The sequence below is a fragment of the Bradyrhizobium sp. HKCCYLRH3061 genome (assembly GCF_051168015.1).
Lineage (GTDB): Bacteria > Pseudomonadota > Alphaproteobacteria > Rhizobiales > Xanthobacteraceae > Bradyrhizobium.
Map to the genome: position 1 here is coordinate 1 of NZ_JBNPUE010000026.1, position 24210 is coordinate 24210.

The 24210-nt window shown below is 66.4% G+C and carries 22 protein-coding genes; 9 read left to right on the plus strand and 13 right to left on the minus strand.

Annotated elements, in window-relative coordinates; translation table 11 throughout:
- Nucleotides 1-809: 809 nt before the first annotated feature.
- Genes ACQR2C_RS30145 through ACQR2C_RS30155 form a run of 3 tightly spaced genes read right to left on the minus strand, consistent with a single transcriptional unit; the run spans nucleotide 810 to nucleotide 3468 of the window.
- Entirely contained in the window at nucleotides 810-1625 is an 816-nt protein-coding gene (locus tag ACQR2C_RS30145) for an arylamine N-acetyltransferase family protein (protein ID WP_434882746.1), read from the minus strand.
- Nucleotides 1626-1640: 15 nt separating this feature from the next.
- Nucleotides 1641-2456 carry an arylamine N-acetyltransferase family protein gene (locus ACQR2C_RS30150; RefSeq protein ID WP_434882747.1) on the minus strand — a complete coding sequence of 272 codons (816 nt, stop codon included), beginning with the start codon at nucleotides 2454-2456 and terminating at the stop codon, nucleotides 1641-1643.
- Between the two features lie 10 nt (nucleotides 2457-2466).
- Nucleotides 2467-3468 carry a KpsF/GutQ family sugar-phosphate isomerase gene (locus ACQR2C_RS30155; RefSeq protein ID WP_315801808.1) on the minus strand — a complete coding sequence of 334 codons (1002 nt, stop codon included), beginning with the start codon at nucleotides 3466-3468 and terminating at the stop codon, nucleotides 2467-2469.
- A gap of 169 nt (nucleotides 3469-3637) precedes the next feature.
- Here ACQR2C_RS30155 and ACQR2C_RS30160 point away from each other — a divergent pair, with 169 nt between their 5' ends.
- Nucleotides 3638-5356, plus strand: coding sequence for an outer membrane beta-barrel protein (locus ACQR2C_RS30160; RefSeq protein WP_434873544.1), 1719 nt, complete (start codon nucleotides 3638-3640; stop codon nucleotides 5354-5356).
- Between the two features lie 139 nt (nucleotides 5357-5495).
- Here ACQR2C_RS30160 and ACQR2C_RS30165 read toward each other — a convergent pair whose 3' ends face one another.
- From ACQR2C_RS30165 to hemH, 3 genes are all read right to left on the minus strand, one after another.
- Nucleotides 5496-5942: an NfeD family protein gene (locus ACQR2C_RS30165; RefSeq protein ID WP_316236783.1), complete on the minus strand. Its 447-nt coding sequence runs from the start codon at nucleotides 5940-5942 to the stop codon at nucleotides 5496-5498.
- A gap of 16 nt (nucleotides 5943-5958) precedes the next feature.
- Nucleotides 5959-6963 carry an SPFH domain-containing protein gene (locus ACQR2C_RS30170; protein WP_315801805.1) on the minus strand — a complete coding sequence of 335 codons (1005 nt, stop codon included), beginning with the start codon at nucleotides 6961-6963 and terminating at the stop codon, nucleotides 5959-5961.
- A gap of 209 nt (nucleotides 6964-7172) precedes the next feature.
- On the minus strand, nucleotides 7173-8255 hold the full coding sequence (hemH, locus tag ACQR2C_RS30175; RefSeq protein WP_316217184.1) for a ferrochelatase: 1083 nt from the start codon (nucleotides 8253-8255) through the stop codon (nucleotides 7173-7175).
- 95 nt (nucleotides 8256-8350) lie between these two features.
- Between hemH and ACQR2C_RS30180 the strand changes: the two genes are divergently transcribed.
- A complete protein-coding gene (locus ACQR2C_RS30180; protein ID WP_434873545.1) occupies nucleotides 8351-8758 on the plus strand; it encodes an MAPEG family protein in 408 nt (135 codons plus the stop codon).
- A gap of 216 nt (nucleotides 8759-8974) precedes the next feature.
- Nucleotides 8975-11065 (plus strand): squalene--hopene cyclase, encoded by a 2091-nt coding sequence (shc, locus tag ACQR2C_RS30185; RefSeq protein WP_434873634.1) that lies wholly within the window; start codon nucleotides 8975-8977, stop codon nucleotides 11063-11065.
- A 225-nt stretch (nucleotides 11066-11290) separates the two neighbouring features.
- On the opposite strand, the gene ACQR2C_RS30190 is transcribed toward shc, so the two are convergent.
- From ACQR2C_RS30190 to ACQR2C_RS30200, 3 genes are read right to left on the minus strand one after another with little or no spacing between them, the layout of a single operon-like run.
- Nucleotides 11291-12514, minus strand: coding sequence for a nickel/cobalt transporter (locus ACQR2C_RS30190; RefSeq protein ID WP_434873546.1), 1224 nt, complete (start codon nucleotides 12512-12514; stop codon nucleotides 11291-11293).
- Nucleotides 12511-13146 (minus strand): DUF1007 family protein, encoded by a 636-nt coding sequence (locus ACQR2C_RS30195; protein WP_315801801.1) that lies wholly within the window; start codon nucleotides 13144-13146, stop codon nucleotides 12511-12513. Before ACQR2C_RS30195 ends, ACQR2C_RS30190 begins: the two co-directional genes overlap by 4 nt.
- 10 nt (nucleotides 13147-13156) lie before the next feature.
- A complete protein-coding gene (locus ACQR2C_RS30200) occupies nucleotides 13157-15238 on the minus strand; it encodes a M3 family metallopeptidase (RefSeq protein WP_434873547.1) in 2082 nt (693 codons plus the stop codon).
- 132 nt (nucleotides 15239-15370) lie between these two features.
- Here ACQR2C_RS30200 and ACQR2C_RS30205 point away from each other — a divergent pair, with 132 nt between their 5' ends.
- The 6 genes from ACQR2C_RS30205 (at nucleotide 15371) to ACQR2C_RS30230 (ending at nucleotide 20354) form a co-directional block, all read left to right on the plus strand.
- Entirely contained in the window at nucleotides 15371-15631 is a 261-nt protein-coding gene (locus ACQR2C_RS30205) for a hypothetical protein (RefSeq protein WP_434873548.1), read from the plus strand.
- Between the two features lie 674 nt (nucleotides 15632-16305).
- Nucleotides 16306-17448 carry a type III PLP-dependent enzyme gene (locus tag ACQR2C_RS30210; RefSeq protein WP_315716540.1) on the plus strand — a complete coding sequence of 381 codons (1143 nt, stop codon included), beginning with the start codon at nucleotides 16306-16308 and terminating at the stop codon, nucleotides 17446-17448.
- Nucleotides 17449-17625: 177 nt separating this feature from the next.
- Nucleotides 17626-18219, plus strand: a complete 594-nt coding sequence (locus ACQR2C_RS30215; RefSeq protein ID WP_434873549.1) for a GNAT family N-acetyltransferase — start codon at nucleotides 17626-17628, stop codon at nucleotides 18217-18219.
- A complete protein-coding gene (locus ACQR2C_RS30220) occupies nucleotides 18207-18371 on the plus strand; it encodes a hypothetical protein (protein ID WP_434873550.1) in 165 nt (54 codons plus the stop codon). The genes ACQR2C_RS30215 and ACQR2C_RS30220 overlap by 13 nt, the downstream gene beginning before the upstream one ends.
- Before the next feature lie 95 nt (nucleotides 18372-18466).
- Complete coding sequence (locus tag ACQR2C_RS30225) at nucleotides 18467-18856, plus strand: RidA family protein (RefSeq protein WP_434873551.1); 390 nt, start codon at nucleotides 18467-18469, stop codon at nucleotides 18854-18856.
- Between the two features lie 73 nt (nucleotides 18857-18929).
- Nucleotides 18930-20354 carry a homospermidine synthase gene (locus ACQR2C_RS30230; protein WP_434882748.1) on the plus strand — a complete coding sequence of 475 codons (1425 nt, stop codon included), beginning with the start codon at nucleotides 18930-18932 and terminating at the stop codon, nucleotides 20352-20354.
- A gap of 382 nt (nucleotides 20355-20736) precedes the next feature.
- Here the strand turns inward: ACQR2C_RS30230 and ACQR2C_RS30235 are convergent, their stop codons facing one another.
- The 4 genes from ACQR2C_RS30235 to ACQR2C_RS30250 all read right to left on the minus strand — a co-directional run bounded on the left by ACQR2C_RS30235 (nucleotide 20737) and on the right by ACQR2C_RS30250 (nucleotide 24205).
- Nucleotides 20737-21057, minus strand: coding sequence for a hypothetical protein (locus tag ACQR2C_RS30235; protein WP_434882749.1), 321 nt, complete (start codon nucleotides 21055-21057; stop codon nucleotides 20737-20739).
- A 146-nt stretch (nucleotides 21058-21203) separates the two neighbouring features.
- Nucleotides 21204-22223 (minus strand): WD40 repeat domain-containing protein, encoded by a 1020-nt coding sequence (locus tag ACQR2C_RS30240; RefSeq protein ID WP_316217195.1) that lies wholly within the window; start codon nucleotides 22221-22223, stop codon nucleotides 21204-21206.
- Nucleotides 22223-23266: a CobW family GTP-binding protein gene (locus ACQR2C_RS30245; RefSeq protein ID WP_409997906.1), complete on the minus strand. Its 1044-nt coding sequence runs from the start codon at nucleotides 23264-23266 to the stop codon at nucleotides 22223-22225. Before ACQR2C_RS30245 ends, ACQR2C_RS30240 begins: the two co-directional genes overlap by 1 nt.
- A 69-nt stretch (nucleotides 23267-23335) precedes the next feature.
- Nucleotides 23336-24205, minus strand: coding sequence for a metal ABC transporter substrate-binding protein (locus tag ACQR2C_RS30250; RefSeq protein ID WP_434882750.1), 870 nt, complete (start codon nucleotides 24203-24205; stop codon nucleotides 23336-23338).
- Nucleotides 24206-24210: the final 5 nt, after the last annotated feature.

Consider the following 24210-nt stretch of genomic DNA (forward strand, 5'->3'; position numbering starts at 1 on the left):
CAAGACGGAAAATTCGGAGTTTTCTTTGCCGCTCATCAGATCGCAGCGATCGATTTGCGTGACCCCAAAAGTGTCAACCATGTCCCCGAACAGGTGTAAGCTATGTCTCCGGGCTAAACGCTGCGCTCGCAATGACGCGGTGAGACTATCGAGCTCAGCAGGCGCCCTACTCACGGATAGAGAATTCAGCTCTCATCAGATCGAACGTGACTCGTGGACCCTCACCCCCGCGACCCCTCCCCGCAAGGGGGAGGGGAGCGCACCGATAGCGTCGCTTGCAGCTCCAATCCAATTTGCAGCATTCATTGCACGGACAACAAAAAAGGGGTGGGGGCTTCCTCGACACGAGTCTCCGCTCGGCCTGAAGTGGCAGGTCAGGCCGTGGTCTCATGATCGATCGGATGAGCGTCGAAGCGTCAGGGTCGACGTTGCAACCTTGAAGCCCCCACCCGTCCTGGCCGTGAGGCCAGCTCGGATGAGCCGCGGTGCGCGGCTCCGATGTCAGGAAGGATGCGGCCGTGTTCGGTGAGGGCAGCCCTGCTCGGACACACTCGGCAGGATTGATCGCGTCGCGTGCATCACGATGTCAGTCATGCTGGACGATCCCCATTGTTCGACGGCTGGCAGCCGCGAGCCCCTCAGGTTTCCGCAACCTAAGGGTGCGACCCTTAACATAAACACAATGAGAGGGCCGGCATTCCCGTCAAATTCCGCACGACACGCGAAAAAGGTCCGCAGCGACTCGTGCTCGCATGCGCGGCCGCAACGCACGTTCGATCACAGAACATCGCGTGCAACCTGCAACGCGATCAGCTCGACGTCCGCGCCCAGATGTCTTCGACCGGCACCGGGGGCGTCACACGGAAGATGTCGTCGATGAGACGGCCAAGCTCGCCGGCGCTCTCGATGATCCGCTCCTCGATCACCTCGCCATCGCGCGCCTGCCGCTGATAGCGGCGGCTGACCAGCTTGTGCCGCACACGAGGCTCGACACGCTCCATCATCAGCGTATGCGTGGCCGGCACGTTCGGGCTGGTCGAGGTGTACCAGTTGCCGAGCACGTAGTCGGCATGGATCTGCGGCGCGAGATCGAAGGCGTACATCATGCGCCAGCCCGCCGGCTGCTTTGCGCTGACCGTGTAGAGTCCGTCCCACGTGCCGATGCGAAACGTCCCCATCGGCGTCTGCTGCTCGGGCCCGATCTCGAGACGGATGGGCGCATCCATCATGCAGATGCCGAAGCCGACATCGACGAGATGCGGATGGCCGTCGACCTCGACGAGCAGCATCATGTGCTGGCGCGGCCCGAGCGGATCTGATGGCGCCGAGCGCCAGCGCACGCGCCCCGTCAGGCCGTTGACCTTGAATCCGATCGCTTCCAGCGCGGCCTGGAACAGCACGTTCTGCTCGAAGCAGTAGCCGCCGCGGCGGCCGAGCACGAGCTTCTGCTGCACGGACGGCAGGTCGACATGGACGAGACGGCCCATCAACGGATCGAGCGCCTCGAATGGCAGCGCGTCGACATGCGCGGCCTGCAGCGCTGCGAGCGTCGCCAGGTCGGGCGCGAGCGGCCCGCGATAGTCGATGCGGGCAAGATAGGAATCCAGCTGAAACTCATCCGCCATCGCAACGCCTTCCCGTCAACCCTCGATGCGCGCCCAGATCACATCGACGGACACCGGAGGTGTCAGCCCGAACACCTCCTCGATGACGCTGCGCAGCGTCTCGGGCGTTTCGATGATCTGCTCGCTCCTCACCTCGCCATCGCGCGCCTCGATGACCAGGCGGCGATTGACCAGCTTGTAGCGCGCCTCGCGGGTCAACCGCTCCAGGATCAGCATCGAGGTGAACGGCGTCAACGGGCTGGTCGAGGTAAACCAGTTGCCGAGCACGTAGTCGGCATGAATCTGCGGCGCGAGGTCGAAGACGTACATCGTGCGCCAGCCGGCCGGCTGCCTCGCCGCGAGCCAATACAGCCCGTCGGAGAGCGTCAGACGGAACGTCCCCATCGCGGTCGGCTGCTCGATGTCGGCAACCATCTGCAGCGGCGTATCGAGCAGGCAGGAGCCGAAACCGACATCGGCGAGATAAGGCCCCTCCGGCAGGTCCACCTTCAGCATCATGTGCGTGCGCGGCGTCAGCGGCGCATCGGCATCGAGCCGCCAGCGCACCCGTGCCGAGAGCGGCGTCACCGCAAAGCCGATCGCCTCGAGCGCGGCCTTGAACAGCGCGTTCTGCTCGAAGCAATAGCCGCCGCGGCGGCCGTCGACGATCTTAGCCTGCACCGAGGCGAGATCGATGTTCACGGGCCGGCCGAGCAGCGGATCGATGCCTTCGAAGGCGATGGCATCGACATGCGCCGCCTGCAATCCGGCCAGCGTGTCGAAGGTGGGGGCCAGCGGCCCGCGATAGCCGATCCGGGCGAGATATTTATCGAGGTTGAAACGGTCGGTCATGGTGGAAAGATCACGCCACCCCTGCGCGCAACAGATCGTGCATGTGCAGGATGCCGACCGGCTTGGCGCCGTCGGTCACGATCAGGGTCGTGATCTTGGCGGAGTTCAGGATTTCCAGCGCCTCGGAGGCCAGCGCCTCGCGGCGCACGGTGCGCGGGTTCGCGGTCATGATCTCGTCGACCGAGACGGACAGCAGGTCGGCACGCATCTTCCGGCGGAGGTCGCCGTCGGTGATGATGCCGGCGACATGGCCACGGCCATCGACGATGATGACGCAGCCCAGACCCTTGGCCGACATCTCGGCAAGCGCATCGGCCATGCCGGTGCCGAGCGGCTTCAGCGGCACCGCGTCGCCCGAGCGCATCAGATCGGAGATATGTTTGAGCATGGCGCCGAGCTTGCCGCCCGGATGGAAATTGGCGAATTCGAGCGCGGTGAAGCCGCGGCCTTCGAGCAGCGCGATCGCGAGCGCATCGCCGATCGCGGCCTGCATCAGGGTCGAGGTGGTCGGCGCCAGATTGTGCGGACAGGCCTCGCGCGCCTTCGGCAGCTCCAGCACGATGCGCGCCGCCTCTCCCAGCGACGATTGCGCATTGGAGGTGACCGCGATCAGCGGGATGGCGAAGCGCTTGGTATAGTTGACCAGCGTCTTCATCTCCGGCTGCTCGCCGGACCACGACAGCGCGATGACGACGTCGTCCGAGGTGATCATGCCGAGATCGCCATGGCCGGCCTCGGCGGAATGGACGAAGAAGGCGGGCGTGCCGGTCGAGGCGAGGGTTGCGGCCATCTTGCGGGCGACGTGGCCGGACTTGCCGAGGCCGGTGAGGATCGCCCGGCCCTTGGCTTGGCGGATCAGCTCGACGGCAGCGGCGAAGGCTGCTCCCAAGGGCCCGGATAGCGCCGCGGAGATCGCGGCAATGCCGTTGCTGCCGGCGTCGAGCGTGCGCAGCGCCGACTGGATATCTGCGTTGGCGGGAGCGGTGTCGGGCAACGGCTTCGATCTCGGCATGCGGACTTCCAGGGCTGAACAGTCAGGCGCCGCTCTTTAGCATGGGTAAGGCAGCAAGGCGCCATCAACAGCCCATTAACCATATTTGTTTTTACTCCCTTAACGACGCGGTTTGCCGGCGGCGCGGGCGTCCCGACGACGCAATTGATTTTGTTGGAGTATTTTCATCGTGGGGTGGAGGCCTGACAGCGGCCGCGCGAGGCGCGCGCGAAGGCGCGCGGTGTGGCGCGGCGCGTCCGCCGCATGCCTGCTGCTCGCCGCGCTCGGCCCCGAGGCGGCCCGCTCCCAGACCATCGACGTGTTCCGGCCGGTGCGCGACGGCTTCCTGGCTCCGCAGGACTCCCCGTTGCGGCGGACCGTGGTCAGCGGCCTGACCGATGCCGTCCCGACGCCAGGGCTGCCCGCGACGCCTACGCCGGCCAGCTCGGCCGCACGACGAAATCTGGTCCCCCTGCCCGGTGTGCCCGCGGCCAGCGGCGCATCCGATGTCGGCTATGATTCGCTGAATCGCACCCGCAAGAAGCCGAAATACTATCCCGCCCAGGCGCGGCCCAAGCCGGCGCCGGGCCCCGGCACACCGCCGTCCGGCGAGCTGACCGGCCAGTTGCGCCCGACCCTGCCGCCCTCGGCCTCCGCCAACCGGCAACCGCTGCCGCCCGCGATGGCGGGCACCGTCCCCGGCCAGCCGCCGCGCAAGCGCCTCAGAATCGACGATGACCCGTTCGGCGCGGTCGGCGACTACGCCGGGCCGTTCCTGATCAAGGGCGCGGTGGAGCTCTCCGCCGGCTATGACAGCAACCCGGCCCGCCTCGCCAGGCCGCGCGGCATGCCGGCCTGGGTGATCGCGCCGGAATTCCTGGCGGTGTCGAACTGGGAGCGTCACGCCCTCGTCGCCGACCTCAGGGGATCCTTCACCGGCTATGGCAGCACCCTGCCGGCCATCATGGACGGCGGCATCAATTCGGCGCCGACCACGCTCGACCGCCCCGACTTCACCGGCCATGTCGACGGCCGCCTCGATATCACGCGCGACACCTCGATCGGCGCCCAGCTCCGCCTGCGCGCGGCGACCGACAATCCCGGCAGCCCCAGCGTGCAGGCCGGATTGTCGCGCTATCCGGTCTACACCACGCTCGGCACCACCTTAGGCATCGACCAGCGCTTCAACCGGCTGCAGGTCTCGGCCGGCGCCACCGCCGATCGCACCAGCTATCAGCAGAGCAAGCTGACCGACGGCACGATGACGTCGAACGATGACCGCAACTACAACCAGTTCGGCGGCATCGGCCGGGTGTCCTACGAGGTCATGCCCGGCCTGAAGCCGTTCGCCGAGATCCAGGGCGACAGCCGCGTGCACGATGAGCGGATCGACCGTTCCGGCTATCAGCGCGATTCCTCCGGCGGCTACGCCAAGGCCGGCACCTCGTTCGAGTTCACCCGGCTGCTGACCGGCGAGGTCTCGCTCGGCTATGCCACGCGCAGCTATGTCGACCCGCGGCTGAACCGGCTGCAGGGCTTCCTGACCACGGCCTCGCTGGTGTGGTCGGCGACGCCGCTGACCACCGCGCGCTTTCTCTCCGACACGCAGCTCGCGGAGACCACGGTGGCCGGCGCCTCCGGCGTGCTGGTGCGCACCTACACGGTGCAGGTCGATCACGATTTCCGCCGCTGGCTGACCGGCATCGGCAAGTTCAGCTTCGGCACGCTCGACTATCAGGGCTACGGCCGCAGCGACCGCACCTATTCGGCCGAAGGCAACCTCGTCTACAAGATGTCGCGCAACGTCTGGGTCAAGGGCACGCTGCGCTATGACAAGCTGGACTCCAACATTGCCGGTGCCGGTTCGTCGGGCACGGTGGTGATGCTGGGCGTGCGGCTGCAGAACTGATCCCCGCTCTCTCCTCCGTCATTGCGAGGAGCGCAGCGACGAAGCAATCCAGGGTTTTGGAAACGACTCTGGATTGCTTCGCTGCGCTCGCAATGACGTGGTGAGAGCGTTGCTTCAATCAGGCGACATCACCCGGAGCTTACGCCGCCGTCACCGTCAGATGTGCGCCGTCCGCCTGCACGATGCGCACGCGGCTGCCGGCGGGCGTGTCCGGGCCGGCGACGCGCCACACCGTGTCGTCGATGCGCACGGTGCCGTTGCCGCCGACGATCGGCTTCTCCAGGGTGAACTCGCGGCCGACCAGCGCGGCCGAGCGGCGGTTGAGGAACGGATTGTCCTGCGATGGCGCCGCGTTGGCGCGCGCCAGCCGCCGCCACAGCGGCACGGCCGCGATCGCGAACAGCGCGAACAGCAGGATCTGCAGCTGCCATCCCGGCGCGACGACGAACGAGATCAGGCCGACCAGCAGCGCCGCGAGGCCTAGCCAGAACAGGAAGATGCCGGGCGCCAGCAGCTCCAGCGCCATCAGCAGGACGCCGAAGATCAGCCAGTTCCAGGTGCCGAGCGTGACGAACATGTCGCTCATGATCGCCTCCTTCGCTCTACGTCCGCGGCGGCACGGGCGGCGCCGGCGGCGTCCCCGCCGACGGCACCGAACCGCCGCGGCGCGCGGCGGCCACGGCCGAAGCCGCGCTCTCACCGAACGTCGCCTTGGCGATCTCGCCGATGCCGGCGAGCGAGGCCAGCATGCCCGTCGCCTCCAGCGGCAGCATGATCACCTTCTGGTTCGGTGAATCGGCGAGCTGGCCGAATGCCTTGATGTATTTGTCCGCGATGAAGTAGTTGAGCGCGGCGACATCGCCCTTGCCGATCGCGTCCGACACCATCTGCGTCGCCTTGGCCTCGGCTTCGGCCGCGCGCTCGCGCGCCTGGGCATCGAGAAAGGCCGATTCGCGGCGGCCCTCCGCCTGCAGGATCTGGCTCTGCTTCGCACCTTCCGCGCGCAGAATCTCCGACTGGCGCTGGCCCTCGGCCTGCAGGATGTCGGCGCGCTTGACGCGCTCGGCCTTCATCTGACGGCCCATCGCCTCGACCAGATCGGCCGGCGGCACGATGTCCTTGATCTCGATCCGGTTCACCTTGAGGCCCCACGGCGACACCGCGGCGTCGACGACCCGCAGCAGCCGCTCGTTGATCTCGTCGCGATGCGACAGCACCTGGTCGAGATCCATCGCGCCCATCACCGAGCGGATGTTGGTCATGGTCAGCGTGACGATCGCCTGGTTGAGGTTCGACACCTCGTAGCTCGCCTTGGCGGCGTCGAACACCTGGTAGAAGGCGACGCCGTCGACCGTCACGGTGGCGTTGTCCTTGGTGATGACCTCCTGCTCGGGGATGTCGATCACCTGCTCCATCATGTTGATCTTGCGCCCGATGCGATCGAAGAAGGGCACGATGATGTTGAGGCCCGGCGACAAGGTGCGGGTGTATTTGCCGAACCGCTCGACGGTCCAGTCGAACCCCTGTGGCACGGTCTTCACGCCGGAATACAGCGTGAAGATGACCAGCAGCACCAGCGCTATGGCGAAAATGTCGAAACCGCTCATGGATCCTCCAAGGGAGGAGACGGTCGTCCCCTCACCAGCCTCTGCAGCCATCACAATCTAGGGATTGCTGCATGATTTTGTCGGGGATTCGCTAGGCGCGGTTCAGGAAAGTATTTTCGAAGGTTGCGGCGGCATTAACCTTGCGCCGCCGCACGGCTCACCTAGCCGAAGGCAGAGAAGCGCCGGCGGGCCGGCTCGGAGCCAGCCCGTTACAGCCAACCCTGCAGCTCGCGCAGCACGAGCTGCCGCAGCACCTCCATGCCCGGGGCACTGTCGTTCAGGCACGGCACGGCGGAGAATTCCTCGCCGCCATTGTGCTTGAAGATCTCGCAGTTCTCGCCGGAGATCTCCTCCAGCGTCTCCAGGCAGTCGGCGGCGAAGCCGGGCATCACCACGGCGATGCGCTTGACGCCGTCCTTGGCGAGCTTCTCGATGGTCTTGTCGGTGTAGGGCTGCAGCCACTCCGAGAAGCCGAAACGCGACTGGAAGGTCAACAGCAGCTTGGTGTCGTCCATGCCGAGCCGCTTGCGCAGCAGCTCGGTGGTGGCGACGCACTGCTCGCGATAGGGGTCGCCCTTGTCGACATATTCCTTCGGCATGCCGTGGAACGACGCCACGATCAGCTCGGGCGTGTACGGCAGCGTCTTCAGATGGTCCTCGATCGAGACCGCCAGCGCCTCGATGTAGAAATCGTCGTTGTAATAGGGCGGCGTCACCCGGATGGTCGGCTGCGCCCGCAGCTCGGTCAGGACGCGGAACGCCTCGTCGCACACGGTGGCCGAGGTCGCGGCCGAATATTGCGGATACAGCGGCACGACCAGGATGCGGTCACAGCCTTTGGCCATCAGGCCATCGACACCGGCCTTGATCGACGGATTGCCGTAGCGCATCGCCCAGTCGACGAGGACGTGGCTGCGGTCGGCGATCGCAGCGGCCAGCTTCTCGCTCTGCGCGCGGGTGATCGTCTTCAGCGGCGATTCGTTCTTCTCGGTGTTCCAGATCGACTGGTAGTCCTTGGCCTTCTTGCGCGGCCGGACGTTGAGGATGATCCCGTTGAGGATGATCTTCCACAGCAGGCCCTGGTCCTCGATGACGCGACGGTCGGACAGGAACTCTTTCAGATACACCCGCACGCCAGCGGCGTCGGCCGTATCGGGCGTCCCGAGATTGACCAGCAGCACGCCGACGCGTGACGTGCTCGCGGCCGGCAACGGTTTGGCATCAAGAGCCTTGGCATCAAGAGCCTTGGCATCGACAGGCCTGGCATTGTCGAGGGAGATGGCGGCGGTCATGATGCCTGTGACTGGTGAAGGGCGTGGCTTGGCGGCTTGTTTCGACATTGTCAAGATAAGGGCCATTTCACCGATGTCATCGGGCTGGAGGAGCCATGACGATTGCAGAATGGTGCATTTTCGCCAGCGTAATGCTCTACCTTTTAACGATCGTGCCGGCGAAATGGATCAAGGTCGACGGCGCCGGGCGCTATGACAACGCCCGGCCGCGAGATCCCGCCTTCTACGCCGGCGGCATCCGCGAGCGGGCGCTGGGCGCCCACCAGAACGGCATCGAGGCGTTCCCGTTCTTTGCGGCGGCGGTACTGCTGGCCGAGTTCCGCGGCGCGCCGCAGAACCTGATCAACGAGCTGTCGGTGCTGTTCCTGATCGTGCGCATCGCCTACGTCCTGACCTACGTCGGCGACCGGCCGTCGCTGCGCTCGATCCTGTGGGCGATCGGCTTCCTCATCACGGTCGGGATCTTCTTCCTGCCTTTGCTGCGCAATTACCTGCCGGTTTGAGCGGAAGCCGCGGTCCCTGCGCGTGAGCGGTGTCACATCCCTGTCCCCGCCGAGGTGCTAACCACGAGCGCTGAAGACCTCGGTCCGTACGCTTTTCGTTTCCGCTTTGATCCGGCCTGCTACGGCCAGTTGATTGGATTTGACGGCGAAATTCCCTATAGGGCGGGGTGAATTCGACGGCTGCAGCGGCGCTATCGGGCCGCCAGAGGGATGATGATGACTTTGACCAGCTCGGCTTCCGCGCGCGCGCCGCGCGACCCGGGAAATTACCAGACCGCCCTGCAATCGACGGTGCGGGCGGCTTCGGACTGGCTGATCGCCAACCAGAAGCCGGACGGCCACTGGGTCGGCCGCGCCGAATCCAACGCCTGCATGGAGGCGCAATGGTGCCTGGCGCTGTGGTTCATGGGGCTCGAGGACCATCCGCTGCGCAAGCGCCTGGGCCAGTCGCTGCTCGACAGCCAGCGCCCGGACGGCGCCTGGCAGGTTTATTTCGGCGCGCCCAATGGCGACATCAACGCGACCGTCGAGGCCTATGCCGCGCTGCGCTCGCTCGGCTTCCGCGACGATGAGCCGCCGGTGCGCCGCGCCCGCGAATGGATCGAGGCCAAGGGCGGCTTGCGCAACATCCGCGTGTTCACGCGCTACTGGCTGGCGCTGATCGGCGAATGGCCGTGGGAGAAGACGCCGAACATCCCGCCCGAAGTGATCTGGTTTCCGCTCTGGTTTCCGTTCTCGATCTACAATTTCGCGCAATGGGCACGCGCCACCCTGATGCCGATCGCCGTGCTGTCGGCGCGGCGCCCGAGCCGGCCGCTGCCGCCCGAAAACCGGCTCGACGCGCTGTTTCCGCATGGGCGCAACGCGTTCGACTACGACCTGCCGGTCAAGGCCAACGCCGGCGGCTGGGACAAGTTCTTCCGCGGCGCCGACAAGGTGCTGCACGCCCTCCAGAACTTCGGCAACAAGCTCAATCTCGGCCTGTTTCGCCCGGCGGCGACCAGCCGCGTGCTGGAATGGATGATCCGCCATCAGGATTTCGACGGCGCCTGGGGCGGTATCCAGCCGCCCTGGATCTACGGCCTGATGGCGCTCTATGCCGAGGGCTATCCGCTCAATCACCCCGTTCTCGCCAAGGGCCTCGATGCCCTGAACGATCCCGGCTGGCGGGTCGATGTTGGCGATGCCACCTACATCCAGGCGACCAACAGCCCGGTGTGGGACACGATCCTCACTTTGCTCGCCTTCGACGATGCCGGCGTGCTCGGCGATTATCCGGAAGCCGTCGACAAGGCGGTGAACTGGGTACTGGAGCGCCAGGTGCGCGTGCCCGGCGACTGGTCGATGAAGCTGCCGCACGTCAAGCCCGGCGGCTGGGCGTTCGAATACGCCAACAACTACTATCCCGACACCGACGACACCGCGGTCGCGCTGATCGCGCTGGCGCCGCTGCGGCATGACCCCAAGTGGAAGGCGAAAGGCATCGACGAGGCCATTCAGCTCGGCGTCGACTGGCTGATCGGCATGCAGAGCCACGGCGGCGGCTGGGGCGCGTTCGACAAGGACAACAACCAGCAGATCCTGACCAAGATTCCGTTCTGCGACTACGGCGAGGCGCTCGATCCGCCGTCGGTCGACGTCACCGCGCATATCGTCGAGGCGTTCGGCAAGCTCGGCATCTCGCGCAACCATCCCGCCATGGTGCGCGCGCTGGACTACATCCGACGGGAGCAGGAGCCGAGCGGTCCATGGTTCGGCCGCTGGGGCGTCAACTACGTCTACGGCACCGGCGCCGTGCTGCCGGCGCTGGCCGCGATCGGCGAGGACATGACGCAACCCTATATCGGCCGCGCCTGCGACTGGCTCGTCGCCCATCAGCAGCCGGACGGCGGCTGGGGCGAGAGCTGCGCGTCCTACATGGACGTCAGCGCGGTCGGGCGCGGCACCACCACAGCGTCGCAGACCGCCTGGGCGCTGATGGCGCTGCTCGCCGCCAACCGTCCACAGGACAAGGACGCCATCGAGCGCGGCTGCCTGTGGCTGGTCGAACGCCAGTCCGCCGGCACCTGGGACGAGCCGGAGTTCACCGGCACCGGCTTCCCCGGCTACGGCGTCGGCCAGACCATCAAGCTCAACGATCCCTCGTTGCAGGAACGGCTGATGCAGGGCCCGGAACTGTCCCGCGCCTTCATGCTCCGCTACGGCATGTACCGCCACTACTTCCCGCTGATGGCCTTGGGACGCGCGCTGCGGCCGCAGGGGCATGGCAACACCGCATCCGCACCCTCGCTGTCGTCCCGGCCTTGAGCCGGGACCCATAACCACAGGGAGCGGTTTGAGGCAGGCGGGCAACTACGTGCTCGCGCCTCACGACCGCCGCGGAGTATGGGTCCCGGCTCAAGGCCGGGACGACACTCGTGGTGTTGCGCGATCTGGGCCACATCCACCGCTGTCATGCCCCGCGCAGGCGGGGCATCCAGTACGCCGTGGCGGATGTGGTGGGCAGACGCGTAGTCGCTGGGCGCTGTCCGCTCAGAAGCAGGTCGTGCGTTCCGCCGCCATGTAGCCGAACAGCAGGCCGACACCGAACAGCAGCACCAGCCCGGCCGCGCCGAACTCCAGTCCCCGCATGATCAGGGCGCCGCCGCCGTCGCGGCCGGCGCTGAGGCGACGGGCGATGTCCTTGGCGGCGACCGCGATGACGGCGATGGTGGCGACGGTGATCGCGGTGCCCATACCCATCACGATGGTGGCGGCGACGCCGGCCCAGAACATTCCCTGTGCCAGGGCGAACACCAGCACCAGGATCGCACCCGAGCAGGGGCGGATGCCGGCGGCGAAGATCGCCTGGAAGCCGCGCTGCCAGCCGCCGGGGCCGGCGAGCTCGCTCGGCGCGGGTCCGTGCGAATGGCCGCAACCGCAATCGTCGCCATGGACGTGATCATGATGCACGTGATCGTGATGGACATGATCATGATGGACATGATCGTGAGCGGCGTGACCATGGGCCGCGGCCGCATGCGTGTGAGCATGACCGTGGTGATGATCATGTCCATGATGGTCGTGGCCGTGATGGTGGTCATGCCCATGGTGATCTTGAGGCGCGCGATGCTGATGATCATGCGCGTGGCCGTGATCATGCCCTGACGGCACCACCGCAGCCGCCGGCCCACCAGCCAGCGCCAGCGCTGGGGTCGCCGGCTGCCACGTCCGCAGGAATGCCGCGCCCTTGACCCAGACCAGACGTGCGCCGAGCAGCGCGATCAGGCCGTAGCTTGCAATCTCCACCACCTTCTCGGCGCTGCACATGCTGGCCGCCGTCGCGTTCAGCAGCACCGCGCCGATGCCGACGATCGCCACTGCCACCAGCGCCTGCATCAGGCCCGAAGCAAATGACAGCACGATGCCGCGCTTCGCCGTCTCCTGGTTGGCAACGAGATAGGAGGCGATGACCGCCTTGCCATGGCCGGGGCCAGCCGCATGGAAAATGCCGTAGGCAAAGGAGATCGCGAGCAGCCACCACACCGCCGAGCCGTCCTCTTTGGCGGAGCGGATCGCGCCCGACATCTGCCGGTAGAACTCCGACTGCTTGGCGAGCAGCCAGCCGACGATGCCGCCGACCTGCGGCTCGCCCGCAGGCGCGCCGAATGGCGACTTGGCGAGCAGCACGTGCGAGGCGGCGTCGGCGGCAGCCAGCGCAGCGAGGATCGCAGCGCAAGTCAGGAGTGGTCGGGCGGCGTTGGGGCGAGGTGTCATGGACATTCCACTGAGATCTTGTTGGCGAAGTTCATTCCGAAATTGGCGTTCGCCCCGCCGCTCAGGAATGTCTGTTCGTTCATGGTCTGCGCGACGGTGCCGCCGTCGCTCGGTCTCACCAGGCCGAACTTGCAGCCTGCGGGAGCACTGACCAGCTTGACGGGATCCTTCTCCGCCATCTGGAAATCAATGAAATAGCTGGGATCGTAGACCTCGACCTGGAGCTGGTTGGACTTCACCGGCGCCTTCAGCGGCAAGGTGAAGTGGAGCGTCAGCTTGGTGTCCTTGTATTCGAGGTAGTAGTCGACGGGATCCTCGAGCTTCTGCTTGCGGCCGTCGGACTTGATGAACGTGAAATAGGCATATTCCTTCAGCGACTCGGCATTGGTCTGCGCCAGCGGCGCCAGCTCCTCGCGGGTGTAGACGCCCTTCTGCTTGGTCTCGAGGCCCTGCAACGCGTAGGTCGCGAACATGTCGTCGAAGGTCCAGGCGTGCCGCACGCCGGTCAGCGAACCGTCGGCCGCGTAGAGCAGCTCGCTGGTCGCGGTGACCCAGACATGCGGATGGGCGCTCGCCGCGCTCGCGCCGAGCACGAGCATCAGCGCACCGAGAACGAAACGAACCACCGCCATCCCCTTCACCTCAAGCCGCCGCGGGGACATCGAGCAGGCCACGTCGGCGGAGCAGCGCGTCGGGCTCGGGCTCGCGGCCCCGGAACGCGACATACGCCGCTTCCGGATCGAGCGAGCCGCCCGAGGAATAGACGTTGTCGTGAAGCCGCTTGGCGACGGTGGGATCGAAGATGTTGCCGGCTTCCTCGAAGGCGCCGAAGGCATCCGCATCCATCACCTCCGACCACATGTAGCTGTAATAGCCCGCCGCATAATGGTCTCCCGAGAAGATATGGCCGAATTGAGTCGGCCGGTGGCGCAGCGCGATCTCCTGCGGCATGCCGATCTTCTCCATCTCGGCCTTTTCGAACGCGCGCACATCCTTCGAAGCCGATGCCGGCTGGGTGTGGAACTCGAGGTCGATCAGCGCCGAGGAGACGAACTCGACCGTGGCAAAGCCCTGGTTGAAGCGGCGCGCCGCCAGGAAGCGGTCGAGCAGGTCCTGCGGCAGCGGCTCGCCGGTCTGGTAGTGACGCGCGAAGGTTTGCAGCACCTCGGGGCGCTCCTGCCAGTGCTCGTAGAGCTGCGACGGCAGCTCGACGAAGTCGGTGAACACGGCAGTGCCCGACAGCGACGGATAGGTCACGTTGGACAGGATACCGTGCAGGCCGTGGCCGAACTCGTGGAACAGCGTGCGCGCATCGTCCGGCGACAGCAGCGAGGGCTGGCCGTCCGCGCCCTTGGCGAAGTTGCAGACGTTGATGATCAAGGGCGCGGTGTCGCCGTCGAGCTTCTGCTGGTCGCGCAGCGAGGTCATCCAGGCGCCGGAGCGCTTCGACGAGCGCGCAAAGTAGTCGCCATAGAACAGCGCCTTGTGGCTGCCATCGGCCGCCTTGATCTCCCACACCCGGACGTCCGGATGCCAGACCGGGATGTCCTTGCGCTCGGCGAAGGTGATGCCGAACAGCCGCGTGGCGCAATCGAAGGCGGCCGCGATCATGTTGTCGAGCGAAAGATACGGCTTGATCGCCGCGTCGTCGAAGTTGGCCTTCGCCTGGCGCAGCTTCTCGGCATAGTAACGCCAGTCCCAGGCCTCGAGCTTGAAGTTGCCGCCCTCCGCCGTGATCATCGCCTGGAGCTGGTCGCGGTCGGCCAGCGCCTTGGCGCGGGCCGGCTTCCAGACCCGCTCCAGGAGGCCGCGCACCGCCTCCGGCGTCTTCGCCATGGAATCCTCGAGGCGATAGGCGGCGAAGTTGGGAAAGCCCATGATCCTGGCGGCCTGCTCGCGCAACGCCAGGATCTCGCCGATGACGGCGTTGTTGTCGTTGGAATTGCCATTGTCGCCGCGCGCGGTGAACGCCTTGAACACCTTCTCGCGGAGGTCGCGGCGGGCGGAGCTCTGCAGGAACGGCTCGACCGAGGAGCGCGACAGGGTCACGATCGCCTTGCCGGGCATGCCGCGCTCTTCCGCCGCAGCCTTGGCGGCAGCCACGAAGCTCTCGGACAGGCCGGCACGGTCGTCCTCGCCGAGCTCGAGGACCCAGTCCTGCTCGTCGCCGAGCACGTGGTGGCTGAAGGTGGTGCCGAGCTGGGCGAGCTTCTCGTTGATCTCGGCCATCCGCACCTTGTCGTCATCGGACAGGCCGGCGCCGGCACGGCGGAAGCGGGTGTAGGTGCGCTCCAGGAGCCGCTGCTCCTCACCGGTGAGCTTGAGGTCCTTGCGGTTGTCGTAGAGCAGCGCGATGCGGCCAAACAGCACGGCATTCATCATGATCGGGTTCCAGTGCCGCGCCATCCGCAGCGACACGTCCTTGTCGATCTCCAGAATCGCCGGGTTCGAATGCGCCGACACCAAGTCGTAGAACACCGCCGCGACCTTCGACAGCAGCTTGCCCGAGCGCTCCAGCGCCGTGATGGTGTTGGCGAAGTCGGGCTCGGCCGGATCGTGAGTGATCGCGGTGATTTCGGCGGAATGGTCGGCGAAGGCGCGCTCGAAGGCCGGCAGGAAGTGCTCGGGCCTGATCGCGTCGAAGGGCGGTGTCTGGTGGGGGGTCTCCCAGGCCACGAGCAGCGGGTTGGTCTGGGCGTCGATCACAGCGGTGGTGTCTGACATCGGCTGGGGTCCGTCCTCTCCCGGAAGTTCGATGCGCCCCTCATATCACGGAGCCGGCCCTTTTTGGGTCATTTCCCCTTGAAGGGCCGGGCCTTTTCGGAGAGATTGCGGCCCGCAACAGGACCCAGGACCATGAACGCAGAGACCACCTCCAAAGCCGGCCGCCAGATCGCTTGGCCGACCGTGATCACCGTCATCTCGGCGGCGATCCTGATCGGTGCCGAAGTGTTCGGTGCGGCCTTCGCCGGCGGCTGGGCGCTGGCGATTCTGTTCGGGCTCGGCGATAGCGGCGCGCACATCGTTCAGGCCGTGCTGTTCGCGATCGGCGTGTTCGTGATGATCGGCTTCATCCGCGGCGCGCAGCGCATCGAGCCTTTCACCAAGCGCGCGTGAACAGCACAAAAACACTGTCCTGCAAGCGTGAACGCGTTACGAAAGTTTAAGCTCGCTTAACGTTCGTTCAGACATCGACGCCGCTCTGTGTGTCGCGCAAGCACAGATGAGGGAAATCTTTCCCCGCGTCCAAAAATGCCTTGCGAACGAAATTCAAAACGCTTATTTCCGCTTCTGCCCAATTTCGCACGTGCCTGTGGTCGTGTGTCAGTCGGTAGGTATCCGGACAAGAGGCCGGACAGCCGCCAAGGGATGAGGAACCGAGGGGCCCTCGGATCGTTGCGGTCAAGATCATCATGATCGAGATCGTCATGCTCCAGAGCCCAGCATCTCTCTCAAGAGATGCCGCTGAAGGTCACCCCATCTTTTGCAACCGTGACTGGCAGCCGGAGGCGAACCGGCGCACCCCGCTCTCAACGGGGGACGCGACTTAAAGCAACGACGGATCGGGCTTTTTTGGTCTCTACCGGCAGTCCAAAGCCGGCGCGGGCTACTGAAAAGGCTTGTCCTTCATTGCCAGGTGTGCGGGCGGGAAATTCCCAACCAATCCACGGCAGCACAATTCGGCTACGGGTTCGAGGTTTTGTCGCCTTTCCATCGGGCGGCAACGCCAAGGCACCCGTGTCGGGATCATTTTGAACGGGTCTCGTCGCTGGGGCCGTTTGGAGGGTGCTATGACCGAACGTATCCGGGAATTCCTGCGCAACCGCCGCGAGGAAGGTCTGGACCACGAGCCCTGTCTCGTCGTCGACCTCGAGATCGTGCGCGACAACTACATGAGCTTCGCTCGGGCGTTGCCGGACAGCCGCGTGTTCTACGCGGTCAAGGCCAACCCGGCGCCGGAAGTGCTGTCGCTGCTCGCCTCGCTCGGCTCCTCCTTCGACACGGCGACCGTCGCCGAGATCGAGATGGCGCTGGCCGCCGGTGCGACGCCGGACCGCATCTCCTATGGCAACACCATCAAGAAGGAGCGGGACATCGCGCGCGCCTATGCGCTCGGCATCCGCCTCTTCGCCGTCGACTGCGCCGCCGAGGTCGAGAAGATCGCGCGCGCAGCGCCGGGCGCGAAGGTGTTCTGCCGCATCCTGTACGATTGCGCCGGCGCCGAGTGGCCGCTGTCGCGCAAGTTCGGCTGTGATCCCGAGATGGCGGTCGAAGTGCTGGACCTGGCGAAGCGCCTGGGCCTGGAGCCGTGCGGCATCTCGTTCCATGTCGGCTCGCAGCAGCGCAAGGTGAAGGCGTGGGACCGCGCGCTGGCGATGGCCTCGACGGTGTTCCGTGACTGCGCCGAGCGCGGCATCAACCTGACCATGGTCAACATGGGCGGGGGCTTCCCGACCAAGTACCTGAAGGACGTGCCGCCGGTCGTGCAGTACGGCCGCTCGATCTTCCGTGCGCTGCGCAAGCATTTCGGCAACCAGATCCCGGAGACGATCATCGAGCCGGGCCGCGGCATGGTCGGCAATGCCGGGATCATCGAGTCGGAAGTGGTGCTGATCTCGAAGAAGAGCGACGAGGACGAGCTGCGCTGGGTCTATCTCGACATCGGCAAGTTCGGCGGTCTCGCCGAGACGATGGACGAGTCGATCCGCTACGCCATCCGCACGCCGCATGAGGGCGCGGAGATGACCCCGTGCGTGCTCGCAGGCCCGACCTGCGATTCGGCTGACGTGATGTACGAGAAGCTGCCATATCCGCTGCCGGTGACGCTCTCGATCGGCGACAAGGTGCTGATCGAGGGGACCGGGGCGTATACCTCGACCTACGCGTCGGTGGCCTTCAACGGCATCCCCCCGCTGAAGACCTATCACATCTGATCTGGCTGCCCTCGCCCCTGCGCGGGTGAGATGGGCAAGAGCCTCGGGTGGGGCTGCCCCCACCCCGACCCTCCCCCGCAAGCGGGGGAGGGAGCGATCCACCGTCATCTTCAACCTGACATCACGTGTTTGCGCGCGAGCCCAAGGTCCGCCGCGCAGGCCGGGGACTGACGTGCCATGACCGCTTTTCGCATCCCTTCGACCACGCCGCTTCGGACTGCCGCTCCGTTCGTGATCCGTGCCGAGCGTGCCTCCGACGTCCCGGCGCGCGAGACGCTGCTCGATGCCTGCTTTGGCGACAATCGCCATGAGCGCACCTGCCAGCGCCTGCGCGACGGACGCGCGCCCGCCGCAGGCCTCGCCCTGTCGGCGATGCGCGGCGGCGTCCTGGTGGGAACGCTGCGGTTGTGGCACGTCAGCGCCGGCGGACGCGACGCGCTGATGCTCGGGCCGCTGGCGGTCGCCCAGGAGGCGCGCAGCCTCGGCGTTGGCGCGGCGCTGATGAATGCCGCGCTGATGATCGCGGCGTCGCGCGGCCATGGCGCGGTGATCCTGCTCGGCGACGCGCCCTACTACGCCCGCTTCGGCTTCGATGCCGCCAAGGCGGCCGGACTCGAGCTGCCGGGCGCGTTCGAGCGCGCGCGCCTGCTCGGCCTCGAGCTGGTCGAGGGCGCGCTGGACGGCGCCGCGGGCATGATCGTTGCGACCGGTTCACCTGAGCGCAAGGCCCGCCGGACGCGCCGCGAACGGCAGCTATCATGCGCGGCGTGACCGCCCGCGACCGGCTGGCGCCGGCCAAGCGGCGGACGCTGCTGCCGACGCTGGTGCTGATCCTGCTCGGCATCATGATCGTCCGCGACATCGTGGTGCGCCGCTGGAACAGCGCGCCGCCCGCCGGACCCGACGTCACCCGCCTGCGTTAGGCATTCCGGCAGGCCGCCCCTCGCCAGCCCCGCCAGGGGTTGCGCAGGTGCAGCAAAAGCTCTTTAACCCCCGAAAATCCGCCACGAGGCCCGCCATGACCCGCCGCCTGATCTCTACCGGATCACCGTTCGAGAAGACCGCCGGCTACAGCCGCGCCGTCATCGATGGCGACTTCGCCTTCGTCGCCGGCACCACCGGCTACGACTACAGCACTATGACGATGCCGGCCGATGTCACGAGCCAGTCACGCAACTGCTTCAAGACCATCGCCGCCGCCCTGCAGGAGGGCGGCTTCGAGATGGCCGACATCGTCCGTGCGACCTATTACCTCACCGACGTCAGCGACGCCGATGCGCATTTTGCGGTCTGCGGCGAGGTCCTCGGCGACATCCGCCCCGCCGCCACGATGGTCGTCGTCGCGGCGCTGCTGAAGCCGGAGATGAAGGTCGAGATCGAGGTCACCGCCAAGCGCCGCGGCACCTAAACGCGGCGAGGCATCTGAAGGCGCGCGCCGCCTGAGTCCATCCATCCCACGCACCTTTCGCGGAGAACCATTCATGAGCTCGCAGATCCACGCGAAGATCACCGGCCCCATCGTGATGATCGGCTTCGGCTCGATCGGCAAGGGCACCCTGCCCCTGATCGAACGCCATTTCGATTACGACAAGAGCCGGTTCGTCATCATCGATCCGCATGACGACGGCGCGCTGGCCAAGAAGCACGGCGTCCGCTTCATCCAGCAGGGCGTGACCCGCGACAATTACCGCGAGCTCTTGGTGCCGCTGCTCACCGAAGGCGGCGGCCAGGGCTTCTGCGTCAATCTCTCGGTCGACACCTCCTCGGTCGACATCATGACGATGTGCCGCGAGATCGGTGCGCTCTACATCGACACCGTCGTCGAGCCGTGGCTCGGCTTCTATTTCGACAAGCAGAAGGGTGTCGAGCAGCGCTCCAACTACGCGCTGCGCGAGACGCTGCTGGCTGCGCGCCGCAAGAGCCCGGGCGGCACCACCGCCGTTTCGACCTGCGGCGCCAATCCCGGCATGGTCTCCTGGTTCGTCAAGCAGGCGCTGCTGAACATCGCCAAGGACACCAAGACCGAGATCGTCGAGCCGAAGAGCCGCGAGGGCTGGGCGCAGCTGATGCAGAAGCTCGGCGTCAAGGGCGTGCACATCGCCGAGCGCGACACCCAGCGCTCCAAGAACCCGAAGCCGATGGACGTGTTCGTCAACACCTGGTCGGTCGAGGGTTTCGTGTCCGAGGGCATGCAGCCGGCCGAGCTCGGCTGGGGCACGCATGAAACGTGGATGCCGGAGAACGGCCGCCGCCACGGCGAAGGCTGCGGCGCTGCGATCTACCTGCTGCAGCCCGGCGCCAACACCCGCGTCCGCTCGTGGTGCCCGACGCCGGGCGCGCAATACGGCTTCCTGGTGACCCACAACGAGTCGATCTCGATCGCCGACTACTACACCGTGCGCGACGGCGACAAGGTCGTGTACCGCCCGACCTGCCATTACGCCTATCACCCCGCCAACGACGCGGTGCTGTCGCTGCACGAGATCTTCGGCGCCACCGGCAAGATGCAGGAGAAGTGGCACATCCTCGACGAGAACGAGATCGTCGACGGCATCGACGAGCTCGGCGTGCTGCTCTACGGCCACGGTAAGAACGCCTATTGGTACGGCTCGCAGCTCTCGATCGAAGAGACCCGCCGCATCGCGCCGTACCAGAACGCGACCGGCCTGCAGGTGTCCTCGGCGGTGCTCGCCGGCATGGTATGGGCGCTGGAGAACCCGACCGCCGGCATCGTCGAGGCCGACGAGATGGACTTCCGCCGCTGCCTGGAGATCCAGACGCCGTATCTCGGCCCGGTGAAGGGCTACTACACGGACTGGACGCCGCTGAACGACCGGCCGGGCCTGTTCCCGGAGGACATCGACACGTCAGATCCCTGGCAGTTCCGCAACATCCTGGTGCGGTAAACCCGGCCGTCGTCCCGGGCAAGCCGCGACGCGCATCGGCGCGGCGCGGCGACCCGGGATCCACGCCCCGCAGCAGCCTCGAGGCGGGCTGGAGCGGCCAGCCTGCCTCACAAGCCGACCTGTGGTTATGGGTCCCTGCGTTCGCAGGGACGACAGCGGAGTGTTGTGAGGGCGTGCGCTGCAAATGTGCGCCAGGACCGTGCTCCACGACAGATGGGCGGCCCAATTACCGGTGTCGTCCCTGCGAACGCAGGGACCCATACCGCGGATGCTCTCGAGGGCACGGAGCTGTCAGCGGCCAGCCTCATGACGGGCCGGTAGCTATGGTCCCGGCATTCGCCGGGACGACAGCGGAGTGTGCGGCGCCGCTCGGCTGACCGAACTACTTCTTGTCCATCGGCGGCGCGACCTTCTCGGCCGGGGCTGGCGGCAAGGCCGGCTTGGCGCCTTCCTTCTGGGCTTCGACGTCAGGACGCGCGGGCTCGGGGGCCGGCGTGGTCGGGCGGGTGCCGCCGGGCTTGGATTCAGCGGGAGTTGCCGACGGCTCTGGCGAAGCTGACGGCGTGGCCTGCGCCATCTGGTCGAGATGGCCGGCCTTGATCTCCGTCAGCGAGACGATCGCCACCAGCGCGCCCAGACCAAGCAGGCCGGCTGCAAGCCAAAGGTCGCGGCGCAGGGTGCGTTTGCTGTTGATCGGGGCCATGAGCAGTCCTCCGCATTGTCCGATGCAAATCACACCACCGCATGTGGCGCTCGCATCGGATCACGCGCGGGAACAACGGATTGACAGCGGCGCGGTTCCCATTCGGGCCTGCGCCGCTATGCCCCACTCCCGCCCGAAACGGCGGATCACAGCCGCAGCAGGCCCGCCTCGCCACTTTCATCGGAGAAAGCGAGCCACGTTCCCGCGGCATTCCAGCCCAGCGCCACGACCGGCGGTGTCTCGTTCCGCCGCACCAGGATCTCGGCGCCGTCCTGCATCCGCACCATCAGCACGGTGCCGTCCTCGTAGCCGCAGGCCAGGATGTCCTGCTTGGGATGGCAGGCGACCGCGGTGACCTTGGCCTTCATCGGCGCCAGCATCGCCGGCTCCTTGCCCATCGGGCCGTCCTTGCCGACGAACGGCCAGAGGATGACCATGTCGGCGCCGGAGGTGGCGAGAAAGCGCCCGCCGCTGCCCCACGACATCGACTTGACCCGCGACGGGTAGCCGGTCATGCGCATGTGCCGGGAATCGGCCAGCCGCCAGCCATGCAGCGCCGGCTCGTGCATCGCGGTGACCAGGAACTTGTTGTCCGGGCTGAACGTGACGGCGTGATGCGAGCCGGCCCAGCCGAGGAATTCCGGCTCGCCCGCCATGTTCGGAAACCACAAGGTCGCGCCGTTGTAATGCGCGATCGCGAGCCGCAGGCCCTTCGGCGCGAACGCCAGTCCGCCCGCGGTCGAGGGCACCTCGAGCGACTTCTCCTCGCCCTTCGGCGCGCGCACGAACGCGGTCTTGCCGACCGACCAGGCGATCGCACCGTCCGGATGAACCGCGACGTTGTCGATCCAGCGCCGCTTCGGATCGGTGGCGAGCACGCTGACGCTGCCGGCCTTGTCGAGCGCGGAGACCTTGCCGTCATCACCGCCGAACAGGATGCGCGATCCGTCCGACACCGCCGACAGGATGCCGCCGCCTGATACCTCGATCTTGCTGATCTCGCCCTCGGCGTCGACAACCGCGACGCTCTCCTCGGTGCCGACGAAGACCGCGCGGTCGCCGAGATAGTGCACGGCCGTGACGGCCATGCCGAGCGCGACCTGCTTCACCTTGTCGGTGACGGAGACGATGGATGCGGCCTCGCCGCCCTGGTCGAACGACGTCATCAGGTCACGATGCAGCGTTCGAAGCCTTCGCGGATGGCGTCTTCCGGCAACTCGCGGCCGATGAAGACGACGCGGCTCTGGCGCGCCTCATCCGGCTTCCACTTCCGCTGATGATCGCCTTCCAGCATCATGTGCACGCCCTGGAAGACGTAGCGGTCGTCATCGTCCTGAAACGCCAGGATGCCCTTGGAGCGCAGGATCTTGCCGCCCTCGGTCTGCACCAGGTTCTGCAGCCACGGCATGAACTTCGACGGATCGAGCGGCTTGTCGGAACGCAGCGACAGCGACTGCATCTCCTCGTCGTGATAGTGCTTCAGGCCGTGATCGTGATGGTGGTGATGATGATCATGACCGTGGTCGTGATCATGATGGTGATGATCGTGGTCGTCGCCGGCTTCGAGGAATTGCGGCTCGATCTCCAGGATACGATCGAGATCGAACGCGCCGCGCTCCAGCACATCGGAGATCGCGATCTGGCAGCGCTCGGTGCGATGCAGCTTTGCGTAGGGGTTGATGGCGCGGATGCGCGCCTCGACCTCGGCGAGCTCCGGCTTGCTGACGAGATCGGTCTTGTTGAGCACGATGACGTCGGCGAAGGCGATCTGGTTCTTGGCCTCCGGCGCATCCTTGAGCCGGTCCGACAGCCACTTCGCGTCGGCCACCGTCACCACCGCATCGAGCCGGGCGTTCTTCTGCACGTCCTCGTCGACGAAGAAGGTCTGCGCCACCGGCGCGGGGTCGGCGAGCCCGGTGGTCTCGACGATGATGGCGTCGAACTTGCCCTTGCGCCGCATCAGGCCGGAGATGATGCGCACGAGGTCGCCGCGCACCGTGCAACAGATGCAGCCATTGTTCATCTCGAACACTTCCTCATCGGCGCCGACGATGAGATCGTTGTCGATGCCGATCTCGCCGAATTCGTTGACGATGACGGCGTACTTCTTGCCGTGGTCTTCCGAGAGGATGCGGTTCAGAAGCGTGGTCTTGCCCGCCCCGAGATAGCCGGTCAGGACCGTCACTGGTGTCTTGCTCGCGTCGGACATGCTCACTCCGAAAACCTCAGATCGCATCGAAAATGGCTCAAAAGCGCTGGCCGCGAGGGCTTGAAAACCCTAACGGACCAGCGCGCTCGTCAAGGCCCTTATATTGTGCCTGACCATGGCAATGTAAGTGGGAACGGGGCCCTTTTCATCGCTCAGGGCGTCGGAATACAGCGTACCGCCGATCGTGGCGCCGGTCTCGGCGGCGATCCGGCCGACCAGCCGGTCATCGTTGAAATTCTCCAGGAAGACGGCCGGAATCCCTGTTTTTTTCACCTGGCGGATGATCTCGGCGACGTCGCGGGCCGAGGGCTCGGTCTCGGTGGAGACGCCGAGCGGGGCGATGAAGGCGACGCCATAGGCATCGGCGAAATAGCCGAAGGCGTCATGGGTCGAGATCACCTTGCGCCGCTCGGCCGGGATCTTGTCGATCTCGGCGCGGACCTCGCGGTCGAGCGCATCGAGCTCGGCGAGGTAGCGCTCCGCATTGGCCTTGAAGACCTCCGCGTCTGCGGGGTCGGCCGCCACCAGCGCGTCGCGGATATTCCGTACGTAGACCTTGGCATTGCCGACCGACTGCCAGGCATGCGGATCGGCATCCGTGCCGCGCTTGCGCGGGCTGATGCCCTGCGTGGCCGTGATGATCGGCGCCTTGCTGCCGGAGGCCTGCTGCAGCCGCGGCAGCCAGCCCTCCAGCCCGAGGCCGTTGACGATCAGCAGCCGCGCCGCGCCGACGTCCTTCGCATCATGCGGCGTCGGCGTGTAGACGTGCACGTCGCTGTCCGGCCCGACCAGCGAGGCGACACTGACCTTGTCGCCGCCGACCTGGCGGACGAAGTCGGCGAGGATCGAGAAGCTGGTGACGACGTTCAGCCGGGTCTCGGCCGATGCGGGGGCGACGAGCGACAGCAGCAGAGTGAGGACGGACAGCAAACGTTTCATGGGGA